General features: G+C 67.6%; 11 protein-coding genes. 6 read left to right on the top strand and 5 right to left on the bottom strand.

Translation table 11 applies throughout. The features are described 5' to 3' along the window. Positions 1-40 precede the first annotated feature (40 nt). Positions 41-2,689, top strand: a complete 2,649-nt coding sequence (locus tag EA472_RS15495) for a DEAD/DEAH box helicase (protein ID WP_124192423.1) — start codon at positions 41-43, stop codon at positions 2,687-2,689. 48 nt (positions 2,690-2,737) lie between these two features. Here the strand turns inward: EA472_RS15495 and EA472_RS15490 are convergent, their stop codons facing one another. Beyond that, entirely contained in the window at positions 2,738-3,001 is a 264-nt protein-coding gene (locus EA472_RS15490) for a hypothetical protein (RefSeq protein ID WP_124192422.1), read from the bottom strand. 81 nt (positions 3,002-3,082) lie between these two features. Then, positions 3,083-3,247 carry a hypothetical protein gene (locus tag EA472_RS22560; protein WP_165874915.1) on the bottom strand — a complete coding sequence of 55 codons (165 nt, stop codon included), beginning with the start codon at positions 3,245-3,247 and terminating at the stop codon, positions 3,083-3,085. 152 nt (positions 3,248-3,399) lie between these two features. Here EA472_RS22560 and EA472_RS22555 point away from each other — a divergent pair, with 152 nt between their 5' ends. Continuing rightward, a complete protein-coding gene (locus EA472_RS22555) occupies positions 3,400-3,564 on the top strand; it encodes a hypothetical protein (protein WP_165874914.1) in 165 nt (54 codons plus the stop codon). Between the two features lie 10 nt (positions 3,565-3,574). On the opposite strand, the gene EA472_RS15485 is transcribed toward EA472_RS22555, so the two are convergent. Both EA472_RS15485 and EA472_RS15480 read right to left on the bottom strand, forming a co-directional pair. After that, the gene (locus tag EA472_RS15485; RefSeq protein WP_124192421.1) at positions 3,575-3,796 is read right to left on the bottom strand and encodes a hypothetical protein; all 222 of its coding nucleotides are present in this window, start codon (positions 3,794-3,796) and stop codon (positions 3,575-3,577) included. Between the two features lie 127 nt (positions 3,797-3,923). Then, on the bottom strand, positions 3,924-4,892 hold the full coding sequence (locus EA472_RS15480) for a PGF-CTERM sorting domain-containing protein (RefSeq protein ID WP_124192420.1): 969 nt from the start codon (positions 4,890-4,892) through the stop codon (positions 3,924-3,926). A gap of 315 nt (positions 4,893-5,207) precedes the next feature. On the opposite strand from EA472_RS15480, the gene EA472_RS15475 reads away from it, so the two are divergent. From EA472_RS15475 to EA472_RS15460, 4 genes are all read left to right on the top strand, one after another. Further along, entirely contained in the window at positions 5,208-5,747 is a 540-nt protein-coding gene (locus tag EA472_RS15475) for a hypothetical protein (RefSeq protein WP_124192419.1), read from the top strand. 126 nt (positions 5,748-5,873) lie between these two features. Further along, positions 5,874-8,702 carry a DEAD/DEAH box helicase gene (locus EA472_RS15470; RefSeq protein ID WP_124192418.1) on the top strand — a complete coding sequence of 943 codons (2,829 nt, stop codon included), beginning with the start codon at positions 5,874-5,876 and terminating at the stop codon, positions 8,700-8,702. Between the two features lie 314 nt (positions 8,703-9,016). Next, positions 9,017-9,409 carry a response regulator gene (locus EA472_RS15465; protein WP_124192417.1) on the top strand — a complete coding sequence of 131 codons (393 nt, stop codon included), beginning with the start codon at positions 9,017-9,019 and terminating at the stop codon, positions 9,407-9,409. Between the two features lie 124 nt (positions 9,410-9,533). Next, complete coding sequence (locus EA472_RS15460; RefSeq protein ID WP_124192416.1) at positions 9,534-10,223, top strand: protein sorting system archaetidylserine decarboxylase; 690 nt, start codon at positions 9,534-9,536, stop codon at positions 10,221-10,223. 7 nt (positions 10,224-10,230) lie between these two features. Here EA472_RS15460 and EA472_RS15455 read toward each other — a convergent pair whose 3' ends face one another. After that, the gene (locus EA472_RS15455; RefSeq protein WP_124192415.1) at positions 10,231-12,450 is read right to left on the bottom strand and encodes an AAA family ATPase; all 2,220 of its coding nucleotides are present in this window, start codon (positions 12,448-12,450) and stop codon (positions 10,231-10,233) included. Positions 12,451-12,538: the final 88 nt, after the last annotated feature.

The following is a 12,538-nucleotide window of genomic DNA, read 5'->3' as shown; positions in this document are numbered from 1 at the left end:
GCGGACGACGGCTGATCGAGACGCCGACCGACGATCCACCATGACATCGAACGACGCCGACGATCGGACGACGAGGGACGCTCGAGCGACCGCGAACGACGCCGACGAACGGACCGAGCGCGACGGCGGAGATCGATCCGCGGACCCGCTCGCGCTCGACGCAGACGATCTCGTCGAGACGTACCCCGCTGGCCGGTATCGCGGCCAGCTCAGCGATCGGTTCGCGCTGCCGGCCAGATCGGCTCGAACGGTCCCCGCGGACGACGCGCTGCCGGCCGACCTCGCGGCGAATCTCGACGTCGATCTCTGGAGCCACCAGGCCGAAGCGCTGTTCGCGCTCGAGGATGGCGAGAACGTCTGCGTCGCCACCTCGACGGCGTCGGGAAAGACGTACGTCTACGGCCTCGAGATCGCACGTCGGTACCGCGAGAACCCCGACGTTCGCGCGCTGATCGTCTACCCGACCAAGGCGCTCAGCCGCGACCAGGAACGCGAACTCGAGGCGCTGTTCGACGAACTCGGACTCGACGTTTCCGTCGGCGTCTACGACGGCGACACCGGTCCCGACGAGAAGACGCGCATCCGCGAGAACGCGAACGTCGTCGTGACGAACGTCGCCGGGCTGAACCAGTACCTCGACGGTCACCACCGCTGGACGACGTTTCACGCGAACTGCTCGCTGTTCGTCATCGACGAGGCACACGCCTGGACGGGGATCAGCGGCATGCACGCCGCGTGGATCGTCAGGCGCGCCCGTCGGGTGATCGACTGGTACGGCGGCGACCCCCGGTTCGTCCTGACGAGCGCGACGATCGGCAACCCCGGCGAACACGCTCGCGCGCTGACCGGCCAGCCGGCGACGGTGATCGACGACGACGGCTCCCCGCGGGGTCGACGCCACCTCGTCTTCTGGGAGCCGCCGTCGGACGGCGGCGACGGTGACGTCGCCGAGCGTGCGGGCGGAACGCGGGGATCGGCCGACGACTGGTCACCGGGCCGACCGGCGACGGTCGAAGCGCCCGAACTCTGGGCGCACCTCTGTTACCACGACGTTCCCTCGCTGCTGTTTTGCGACTCGAGAAAGCAGACCGAACTGGCGATCGAACGGGCGACGGAGTTCCTGGAGAATCCATCGCTTCCGTACCGCAAATCGACCCGTCTCGAGTCCTACAACGCGGGACACGGCAAGCGCGCCCGCCGGGAGACCGAACGGGGGCTCGCTGCCGGCTCGCTCGACGGCGTCGCGACGACGAGCGCGCTCGAGGTCGGCATCGACGTCGGCGGGATTGACGGCACCGTCCTGCTCGGTTACCCCGGCTCGCGCCACGCGTTCTGGCAGCGACTCGGTCGATCCGGCCGCGGTCGGCGCGACGCGCTCTCGGCGTTCGTCCCGCGTCACGCGACGCTCGACCGGTACGTGCTCCGTCACCCCGAGTACGTCCTCGGGGGCTCCCACGAGGACGCGGTCGTCGACCTCGAGAACAACCCGGTGTACCTGAAACACGTCGAGTGCGCCGCCCGGGAGCTTCCGATCACTCGCGACGACGCGGATCTGCTCGGCGGTCCCGAACGGCTCGAGCGGGCCGTCGAGTACGGTCGCCGGACGGGCGACCTCGAGGGATCGCTCGCGGGCGGCGTGACCTACGCCTACCGCGATCGGCCGCAGAACCGGGTGAACCTCTACGCGTCGGGCGGCGATTCGTTCGACGTCCGCGCCGTCGGCGACGAGTCGATCGATCACGAATCGATCGGACGCGCCCGTGCCTATCGAGACTATCACGAGGGCGCGACGGTGCTCCACCGCGGCGAGCAGTACCAGGTTCGGGAGTTTCGCGAGGACGGACCGCAGCCGTACGTCGAACTCGAAGCCGTCGACGTCGACTACTACACGCAGTCCCAGCGGCGGGTGTCGATCTACGATCCCGAGGTGCGGGAGTCGCGGACCGTCGGCGGATTCGAACTCAACTGGGGGTACGCCACCGTCACCGTCCGCTACGAGACGTACGCGAAACGCGACGTGGCCTCGGGAGAAACGATCGAGGCCGGCCTCGACACCAGCGTTCCGCCGCTCGAGATGCGAACGCAGACGTGCTGGGTCCGGGTGCCGCCGGGCGTCGAACGCGCCGTCGAGCGTCGCCACAGCGGCTACCGCAACGACGAGTGCGCGGATCTCCCGCCGCGACTTCACGGCTACCTGGGCGGAATTCACGCCATCGAGCACGCGATGATCGCCGTCTCGCCGCTCGAGTTGACGGTCGACTCGAACGACCTCGGCGGGCTGGCGACGAACCGTCTCCCCGACGGCTCCGACGCGAGCGGCTGGTTCGTCTACGACGGCGTCGAGGGTGGGCTCGGGTTCTCCCGGCGGATCTACGAGGAGTACGAGTCTGTCGCCCGACGCGCCCGAGAGTTGATGGTCGACTGCGAGTGCGGACGCGACGAGGGCTGTCCGGCCTGCCTCATGGACGCTCGCTGTGGAAACGACAACAGGCCGCTGTACGCGCCCGCGGCGACGGACGTGATCGACGCGCTCCTGGACGACGGGTCGGGACCCGCGGACGCTGCGATCACCGACTCCCGCGGCGACGCGGACTCGACGTCCGAGGAAGACGGTGACGGCGGAGAAGACGTCGCTGACCGGACGGATCGGGGACGGGACGACCGGCGGCCGCCGGCGTCCGTCTCCTGACTCGATCGAAACCGGCGGCCGGGCTCGCTCGCACGGAACGGACAGCGATCACTCGTCGGACGACTCGGGGTCGCTCGCCTCGAGGTCGCCGTCGAGAAACCGCTCGCCGCGGTCGGTGATGTCGTACATCCCGGGCGCGTACTTCTTCAGGAGGTCCCGTTTGGTTAGCTCGCGACAGCGGTAGGCCGCGTGCGGACCGCGACAGATATCCGCCTCCTCGACGTGGTTCGGCGCGAACACGTCCTCGGTCCGCATCAACTCGAGAATCTCCACGTCGACGGGTTCCATCCACTCCGGGGTGTCGACGGACATACCGTCGCGTACGCGCCGATCGGTCAAGTAAAATGCGTTCCTGGTCCGCGGCGTTACCCCGAACGGTCCGGTTCCGACCGCTCAGGACGGATGCTGGTGCGTGATCTTCTCGGCGACGATCCCCGGAACGGGCGTCCCGCAATCCGTGCACTTCCACGTGGGTGCGGCGGTTCCGTCCTCTTTCCGAAGATCCTGTCTGAACCGCAACACCGCACCGCAGGTACAGGTGTGAGTCGTGCGAGCCATCGGTGAGGTGTACCGTCCCGACTTCGATAAATCACCCGCCGGCCGCGGGACTCGTCGTCGAACCTCACCCGGTGGTCGTCGCCCCGCCTTCTTTCGACGACCACGCGCGTGCAAGGCCAACAGTGTGGGATCCGACGCGAGAAGTGGCGACGATGGACTCGAAACGCCCCGACGTCAGGATGGACGAGACGAGCGACCAGGACGGGCTCGTGACCGATCGAGACTCCGACGGTCGGGATCGGCAGGGAGTGCGCGCAGTCCTCGAGTCGTGGCTCGAGCGGGCGAACGGAGCGCTCGGACGGTCCGGAGCCGACTGACGTCGATCGATCAGGAACCCTCGAGCAGCCCGAGCTCCTCGGCGATCAGGTCGGCGATGCGGTCCGCGACGTCCGGATCGACCCGCGCGACCTCCTCGCCGTCGTGTAACTGATCGTTGTGGCGGGCGACCGAGTCGGCCAGCTCCGAGAGCGCGACGCGCGAGCGGGTCCCGCACTCGGCGCAGACGATCGGAACGAGCGGATCTCCGTCGTCCGAATAGGCGTTCGTCATCCCCGCAACGTCCACCGCGGACGTTCAAAACGTCCGCGGTTCGCGCTCGACCCGCGCCGGCGTTCCGTCGGGATTCGATCGCTCGAACGGGCGCGGGCGGTCGACGACGAGACGGCTCGAGCGGGCCTCATCGCGTTCGGCCGAACGCGGCTCGCGAAAGTGCAACGGCCGCAAGCGCGAGCGCGGCGACGAGCGCGCCGAATCCGACCGTTCGATCGGCCGAGTCGCCGCCGGACTCGTTCGTCCCGGTTTCGCTGCCCTCGACGGCGGTCGAGTCGTCGGAGTCGATCTCGTCGGAATGCGCGTCCCGTTCGCCGTCGTCGGTCGAGTCGTCGGGTTCGACCTCGCCCTCGAGCTGGAGGACGACGACGGCCTGTCCGTGGGAGCCGTCGGGGTGGTACGTCCAGCCGCCGGCTTCCTCGTAGGGTTCGGCGTCCTCGATGGGGTCGACGTCGGTGTCCCAGGCGTCGTGAGCCTGTTGGACGTAGCCGACGAGTTCGATCCGGTCGGCGTGCTCGCCGTCGATCCGGGCTTCGCCGTACTCGACGGTGGCGTTCTCGTCGATGCCGTGCATCTCGATGCAGTGGGAGTCGAGGTAGCCGTCGCCCTGGGGAAGGTCCGGATTCGTGCCGAACTGGTCCGCGTCGAGCGGGCGGTTGTAGTTGTCCGTCAGCGGATACTCGACCGTCATCGGGTCGGCGTGGGAGTGCCACTCGAGTTCCTCGCCGGTCGGAACCGTCACCGTCGTCTCCGGAACGGACTCGCCGACGATCGGCTCGCCGGCCTCGTTGAGTAGCGTCACACAGATCTTCCCGGAGCCGTCGCCGTGGTACGGCATCCGGTACTCGTCTCTCGGATTGATGTAGCTGATCCAGCTTCCGTCGTCCGCCTCCGCCTCGAAGTACGCGTCACCTTCCTCGGGAACCGCCTCGACGTACGCTTCCTCCGAGACGTCTCCGTCGGACGGAGCGACGTGGGCGGCTGGCGCGTCCGACGCGCCGTCGGCACTCACGCCGCCGATTCCCGCAGCGACGAGCAGTCCGAGCAGACACAGGGCGAACGCTCCCGCCGCGACAGCGTCGCGTAGCCGGACCATGTCAGCCGGCCCTCCTCGGATTCGCGTTCGATCGGGCATTCGTCCCGAATCGGCGTTCGACGACGGCTACTCGCCTCACCGTCACTCTCGTGTCTCTCATCGACTCGAGGAGCAACGTTCTCCCTTCTTTATATGAACGTCGTACCTGACAGTAACGATTTCTTACCGGTCGGTAACGCGGAGTTTCGAGGGGGCCGGCCGACGTCATTCGAGCGCGCCGCGACGTGCGAGTGAATTCGACCGCCTCGAACGGGACTCGAAGCGCTTGCATGGGCACCCCGAACCGGTTTCAGAACCGACGGGGAACGTTCCACGATGCGCCTTCGATCTTCCGGCGGTTCCGGTTCCACACCGACGCGCGATCCGCCACCCGACGCACCGGAGACGTCCGCGAGAAGTTGGCTCGTTCGAGCCCTCCTCGTCGTCGCACTCGCGAGCGCCGTCGCGTACGCGCTCTCTCGGTACGCGCGCGGTCTGGACGTCGACGAACCGCTCGAGGCGATCCGCGATCGAACGACGAGCATCCTTCCCTCGGCGGTCGAAGAGCACGTTTCGACTGCCGCTCCGACCGAACCGGAGACGATCCCGATCGGTGGCGACGAATCGGACGACGACGGCCTGTCGGTGGGAGCCCAGGACGGGGGCGACGGCGTGGGAACCGACGGGACGCGAACGCGCGACGAGGAGACGAACGTCGACCTCGCGAACGACCGGTCGGCCGCGGAGATCGGCGAACGAACGACGGACGATATCCAGGAGGAACCGGCCGAGCCGGGCGAACTGACCGTCGACGAGGACGTCGAGGATCTGCTCGACGAGGCGTCGGACGAATCGGACGACGAAGACGAGGACTGACGACGATCGTTCCCGGAGACGATCCCTCTGTTCGAGGCTCGAGAGGACGCGTTCCCCTCTCCGGACGACGAACCGGTCTCGACCGAGAGCGTGTCGCTTATCCGCCGTTCGCCCCTAACGCCGGCGATGACAGAGGGGGACGTCGCCGCGTTCACGCACCTCGGACCGACGGTGCGCGACGCGCTCTCGGAACGAGGATTCTCGACCCCGACGGGGCCGCAACGATTGGCGATCCCGCCGCTTTCGGCCGGGGAGAACACCCTCGTGATCGCGCCGACCGGGAGCGGCAAGACCGAGACCGCGATGTTGCCCGTCTTCGACCACCTCGTCTCCGACGGGCCGCCGGAGGGGTTCGGCGCGCTCTACGTCACGCCGCTTCGGGCGCTCAACCGCGACATGCGAGAGCGCCTCGAGTGGTGGGGAAACCACCTCGACCTCGAAGTCGCCGTTCGCCACGGCGATACGACCCGGTACCAGCGAAGTAAACAGGCCGAGGATCCGCCCGACGTGCTGATCACGACGCCGGAGACGCTGCAGGCGATGCTCACGGGCGAGCGCCTGCGGGAGGCGCTGGCGGACGTCTCGCACGTCGTGATCGACGAGGTTCACGAACTCGCGGCTTCGAAGCGCGGCGCACAGCTTTCCGTCGGTCTCGAGCGACTGCGGGAGCTGTCCGGCGGTTTCCAGCGGATCGGCCTCTCGGCGACCGTCGGCGAGCCGGCGGAGGTCGGACGGTTTCTGACCGGCGGGCGTCCCTGCGAGATCCGACAGATCGACGTCGGCAGCAACGTCGACGTCGCCGTTCGCGAACCCGAGGTGACCGACGAGGACGAGACGCTCGCGGGTCGGCTGCTGACCGAGCCCGAGACGGCGAGTCACGTCCGACTGATCCGCGACCTCGTCGACGCCCACGAGTCGACGCTGATCTTCGTCAACACCCGCCAGACCGCCGAGGCGCTGGGATCGCGCTTTACCGAACTCGAGTTGCCGATCGGCGTCCACCACGGCTCGCTCTCGAAGGAGGCCCGGATCGACGTCGAGAACCGGTTCAAATCTGGAGAGCTGGACGGACTGCTCTGTACGTCCTCGATGGAACTCGGGATCGACGTCGGTCGAGTCGACCACGTGATCCAGTACAAGAGTCCCCGCCAGGTCACCCGGCTCCTCCAGCGGATCGGCCGGGCGGGCCATCGCCGCGACGAGGTCTCGAGCGGGACCATCGTCACGACGCGACCCGACGACACGTTCGAGGCGCTCGCGATCGCACGCCGGGCCCGTGCCGGCGAGGTAGAGCCGGCGGCGATCCACGAGGGTAGCCTCGACGTGGTGGCCAACCAGATTCCGGGCATCGTCCACAGCCGCGGCTCGACGCGCGTCAACGAGGCCTACGAGGCCGTGACCGGCGCGTATCCGTTTCGCGATCTGGCGGAGGAGACGTTCAGGGAAGTGCTCTCGGAGCTCCACCGCAACCGGATCGTCTGGTTCGACGAGAACGAAGATCGCATCGAGACCTCGGGCGGCACCTGGCAGTACGTCTACGCGAACCTCTCGATGATCCCCGACGAGGAGACCTACGAGGTCCACGACATCGCCTCGAGCACGCGGATCGGCACGCTCGACGAGCGGTTCGTCGTCAATTTCGCCCGCCCCGGCGAGGTGTTCGTCCAGCGCGGCGAGATGTGGCGCATCGCGGAGATCGACGACGACGAGGCCGTCGTCAAGGTCAGCCCGATCGAGGATCCGGCCGGCGAGGTGCCGTCCTGGATCGGCCAGGAGATCCCGGTCCCGTACGAGGTGGCGGGCGAAGTGGGCGAGATCCGCGCCGTCGCCCAGCCACAGCTCGAGACGGGAGCGGGCGCTCGCGCCGTCGGCCGCGAGCTCGCGAACCGCTATCCCGCCGACGAGCAGACGCTCACCGGTGCCTGCGAGCAACTCGAGCGCCAGATCGACGCCGGCGCGCCGATGCCGACGGCGAACAGGCTCGTTCTCGAGCGCCAGGGGAAAAGCGTCGTGCTGAACGCCTGTTTCGGCCACGCGACCAACGAGACGCTGGGACGCGTTCTCTCGGCGCTGCTGGGACAGCGGGCCGGATCGTCGGTCGGTCTCGAGACCGATCCCTATCGGATCGAACTCGAGGTTCCGAACTCGATCGGGACGTCGGACGTGGTTGGCGTCCTCCGGGAGACCGATCCCGATCACGTCGAGACGATCGTCGAACTCGGTCTGAAGCGGTCGGACGCGCTGGCCTTTCGGCTCTCGCAGGTGTCGGCCTCGTTCGGCGCGCTCAAGCGCTGGCAGGGTTCCGGTCGACTGTCGAACGAACGGCTGCTTGCCGCCCTCGAGGGAACGCCGATGTACGAGGAGGCGATCCGCGAGGTGTTCCACGAGGATCTGGCCGTTGAGCGGGCGAGCGCGGTTCTCGAGCGGATCCAGTCGGGCGATCTCGAGATGGTCACCCACCGCGGCCGAACGCCGATCGGACGGGACGGCCGGTCGTCGGGGACGGAACTACTCGCCCCAGAGAACGCGGACGCGAGCGTCATCAAGACGGTTCGAGAGCGCATTCGAAACGATCGGGTGATCCTGCTCTGTACGCACTGTACGGAGTGGAAGGTGAAGACGAAAGTCAAACGAGTCCGGGAACGGCCCGAATGTCCGGAGTGTGGATCGACGCGGATCGCGGCGCTGAATCCGTGGGCCGACGAGGTCGTCCAGGCGGTTCGCGCGGCGGAGAAAGACGACGACCAGGAGCGGATGACCGAACGCGCGTTCCGGAGCGCGAGCCTCGTCCAGAGCCACGGCAAGCAGGCCGTGATCGCGATGGCGGCTCGAGGCGTCGGCCCGCACAACGCCGCTCGGATCATCAACAAACTCCGAGAGGACGAAGACGAGTTCTACCGGGATATCCTCTCGAAAGAACGCGAGTACGCGCGCACCCAGTCGTTCTGGGATTGATATCGACGGACGGTTGGATCTGCTACCGAGAACGGATCGACGATCGCGTTTTTGTACCGTTCGACCGATCGGAAACGGCCGCGTCGCCCGATACCGACCGATCCGAAGCCGTCCGACACAGTTCTTTTCGCTCCTCCGGTCGAAACGACGACGAGCCGCCGTCTCGAGCGGAGGTCAGCCCCCCTCCTTTTCGAACGCCGTTTCACGGCCCAACATCGAGTCGAAGAGCGTCGTTGACCGTCGAACGGGTCGACGAAACGGACAGTATCTGCAACAAGAGTTAAGAACCGCACCTGTGTCTGTTTTCGGTATCTATGGCACCCTACAACCTTCTTCTCGTCGAGGACAGCGAGTTCATCACCCGCCACGTCAGCGAGACGCTTCGGTCGAAACACGGCTTCGAGATCGAAACAGTCCCGACCGCCGCCGATACCCGTACCGCGATCGAGGAGACCTCGTACGACTGCGTCATCTCGAGCTACGAACTCCCCGACGAGACCGGGATCGATCTCGCATCGTCGATCAACGGCCGGGCCGGCTCGCCGGAAGTCCCCTTTATCCTCTTTACCGGAAATCCCCTCGAGTCGCTGGCCGAAGAGGCGCTCAAGTCGGGCGTTTCGGCGTTCGTCAGCAAGAGCAGCCACGCGACGGGTGACATGAACGTCTTCGCGAACAGGATCCGTCTGACGATCCAGGCGCACGAGTGAGCGCGATTTCAGCCGCGGCCTCCGACGTCGAACGATCGATCGGCGCGACGAATCGACGACCCTCGCGCGACTGTCGAAACCGACTTTCGTAACGGCCATACGACTCGCGCGACTCTGACGATCCATGAAGTTCGCTCCGGGCGCCTGGAAGTACGCCGTCGTTCCCGCCCTCGTCGCACCGTTCGCGCTGTTACACAGCGTCGCGGCGTTTGCCGTCGCCCTCGCGGCTGGCGCTGGAACGCTCGCGTTCTTTCGCGATCCGGAGCGAACGCCACCGACGACGGGCGTCGTCTCGCCGGCCGACGGAACGGTCTCCGTGCTCCGCGAGGAGGGCGACCGGATCAGACTGGGCGTGTTCATGAACGTCTGGCACGTCCACGTCGTCCGCACACCGCTGGACGCGACCGTCGTCGACGTCGAACACGTCGACGGCGCGAACCGCCCGGCCTTCTCGAAGGACTCCGACCGAAACGAGCGCGTTCACCTCCGTCTCGAGGCCGACGGGTCGACGCTGGGCCTCGAGAAGCCGACCGACGTCGCGGGCTCGAGCGAGCGGCCGAACGGGGAGCGGGCAACCGTCGACGCCGAGGTCACCCTCGTCGCCGGCGCGTTCGCGCGCCGGATCCACCCCTACGCCGAACCCGGCGACGAACTCGATCGCGGTGACCGGATCGGTCACATCGCCTTCGGCAGTCGGGTCGACCTGCTCTTTCCGCCCGGAATCGACCGCGAGGAGCTGTCCGTCTCGGTCGGCGACTCGATGACGGCCGGCGAGACGGTCGTGCTCGAGACCGACGGCTCCGCAGCCGAGTAAACCGCGCTCAGGGCGCGTCGACGTCCTCGCGGGCCGCCTCCAGGTGGCGGCGCTCGACGGTGACGTCGTCGGCCCGGGCGTTCGCTTCGTCCGGTCCGTACTCGGCGGCGACCTCCCGGATCGCCTTCATCGACGCGTTTCTGACCAGCGCTTCGATGTCGGCTCCCGTGTACCCCTCGAGTTCCGCCGCGAGCGCCGGCAGATCCACGTCGTCGGCGATCGGCTTTCCGCGGGTGTGGACCTCGAGTATCTTCTCGCGCGCGTCGTGGTCGGGTTCGGGAACGAGGACGTGCGTGTCCAGTCTGCCCGGCCGGAGCAGGGCGGGATCGATGTGGTCCTTGCGGTTGGTCGCGGCGAGGACGACGAGATTCGGGTTCTCGCGCATGCCGTCGAGTTCCGTCAGCAGCTGCGAGACGACGCGTTCGGTGACCTCGTGACTATCGCCTCTCGCCGCGGTGATGGCGTCGATCTCGTCGAAGAAGACGATCGACGGGGCGGCCTGGCGGGCGCGTTCGAACACTTCGCGGATCGCCTTCTCGCTCTCGCCGACGTAGCGGTCGACGATCTCCGGCCCGTCGACGCGGACGAAGTTGACGTCCGTTTCGCCGGCCAGCGCCCGTGCGAGCAGCGTTTTGCCGGTTCCCGGCGGTCCGTATAACAAGACGCCCGACGGCGGATCGGTGTTGGTCCGCTCGAACAGTCGATCGTACGTCAGCGGCCACTCGACGGACTCCCGGAGAACCTGCTTTGCGTCCTCGAGTCCGCCGACGTCGGAAAAGTCCGTGTTGGGCGATTCGGCGACGTACTCCCGCATCGCGGAGGGTTCGACCGACGCGAGCGCCTCGTCGAAGTGGCGCTTGTGCACCGTCGGATTTCGGTTCCAGGCACGCCGTTCGTCGGCGTCGGTCGGCCGGTCCCGGATCGCCGCCATCGCCGCCTCGCTCGCGACGGCGTCCAGGTCCGCGCCGACGAAGCCGTGCGTCCGACGAGCGACCGCCTCGACGCTGACGTCGTCCGCCATCGGCATGCCGCGGGTGTGGACCTCGAGAATTTCCCTTCTGCCTTGCGCGTCGGGGACGCCGATCTGGATCTCGCGGTCGAACCGACCGCCGCGTCGCAACGCGGGATCGATCGTGTCGACCCGGTTGGTCGCGCCGATAACGATCACCTCGCCGCGTCCGTCCAGCCCGTCCATCAACGTCAGCAACTGACCGACGATCCGGTTTTCGGCGTCTCCCTCGTCGTCGCGCGTGCCGGCGATCGAGTCGATCTCGTCGAAGAAGACGATCGTGGGTGCCTTCTCGCGGGCCGTCTCGAACGTCCGTCGGAGCTGCTCTTCGGATTCGCCCTTGTACTTCGACATGATCTCCGGGCCGGAGATCGTCTCGAAGCGGGCGTCGACCTCGTTCGCGACCGCTCGCGCGATCAGCGTCTTTCCGGTTCCCGGCGGCCCGTACAGCAACACGCCGGACGGCGGCTCGACGCCGAGGCGCTGGAAGAGTTCGGGCTCGGAAAGCGGTAGCTCGATCATCTCGCGGACGAGTTCGAGCTCCTCGTCCAGGCCGCCGATGTCCTCGTAGGTCACGCCCGAACTGGGGGATTGCTCCGCGTCGGCGGTCTCCTCGAGCGGCGTCGATCCGCTCGCATCCGCCGATTCGTCGCCGGTCCGGTCGTCGCTGGTCGAGGAATCGACGTCGTCGCCCGGCGCTCCGTCGGGATCGACGATCCGCACCGTGGTTGCGCTCGTGATTCGCACGTCGCCGGCGGGGTCGGTGTCGACGACCCGGAACGGCTCCTGGCCGACGCCCTCGATTCGAATCTGCTCGCCGGCCCGTACCGGCCGATTTCGCAGCTTCCTCGCCACTTCCCGGGACGCGACCCCTTGCTGACGACTCGAGAGCCCCGCCGGTGGCGTCAACGTAACTCGCTCGGCCTCGCGGATCGTCGACGTATCCTTGGTCCTGACCACGACCGTATCGCCGACGTGGACGCCCGCGTTCGCCCGCGTGTCGCCGTCGATCTGTATCACGTTCTCGGGGACCGCCGGATCGGCCGGCCACATCTTCGCGACCGTCGTCGACTCGCCCTCGATGACGACGGTGTCGCCGCTCAGAACGCCCAGTTGCCGTCGCGCCATCTCCGGAATGCGCGCGACGCCGCGTCCGGCGTCCCGTTTCTCCGCGGCCCGTACCGACAACGAAACGCCGTCCGTGTCCGACCCGCTCATACCGATTCTTTTCGCCGCGTCGCCTTGAGAATTGTCCTCCGGTCCGTCCCCGACGCCAGCCGTCCAAACCGTTCCGGAGAAACGCCTT

This window comes from Natrarchaeobius oligotrophus (genome assembly GCF_003841465.1).
Taxonomy (GTDB): Archaea; Halobacteriota; Halobacteria; order Halobacteriales; family Natrialbaceae; genus Natrarchaeobius; species Natrarchaeobius oligotrophus.
This window is presented reverse-complemented; position numbering and strand designations above follow the sequence as displayed.

Excerpts from the sequence above, each read along its gene's own strand:
- EA472_RS15495 (WP_124192423.1), top strand. The coding sequence starts at position 41 with ATGACATCGAACGACGCCGACGATCGGACGACGAGGGACGCTCGAGCG.
- EA472_RS15490 (WP_124192422.1), bottom strand. The coding sequence starts at position 3,001 with ATGTCCGTCGACACCCCGGAGTGGATGGAACCCGTCGACGTGGAGATT.
- EA472_RS22560 (WP_165874915.1), bottom strand. The coding sequence starts at position 3,247 with ATGGCTCGCACGACTCACACCTGTACCTGCGGTGCGGTGTTGCGGTTC.
- EA472_RS22555 (WP_165874914.1), top strand. The coding sequence starts at position 3,400 with ATGGACTCGAAACGCCCCGACGTCAGGATGGACGAGACGAGCGACCAG.
- EA472_RS15485 (WP_124192421.1), bottom strand. The coding sequence starts at position 3,796 with ATGACGAACGCCTATTCGGACGACGGAGATCCGCTCGTTCCGATCGTC.
- EA472_RS15480 (WP_124192420.1), bottom strand. The coding sequence starts at position 4,892 with ATGGTCCGGCTACGCGACGCTGTCGCGGCGGGAGCGTTCGCCCTGTGT.
- EA472_RS15475 (WP_124192419.1), top strand. The coding sequence starts at position 5,208 with ATGCGCCTTCGATCTTCCGGCGGTTCCGGTTCCACACCGACGCGCGAT.
- EA472_RS15470 (WP_124192418.1), top strand. The coding sequence starts at position 5,874 with ATGACAGAGGGGGACGTCGCCGCGTTCACGCACCTCGGACCGACGGTG.
- EA472_RS15465 (WP_124192417.1), top strand. The coding sequence starts at position 9,017 with ATGGCACCCTACAACCTTCTTCTCGTCGAGGACAGCGAGTTCATCACC.
- EA472_RS15460 (WP_124192416.1), top strand. The coding sequence starts at position 9,534 with ATGAAGTTCGCTCCGGGCGCCTGGAAGTACGCCGTCGTTCCCGCCCTC.
- EA472_RS15455 (WP_124192415.1), bottom strand. The coding sequence starts at position 12,450 with ATGAGCGGGTCGGACACGGACGGCGTTTCGTTGTCGGTACGGGCCGCG.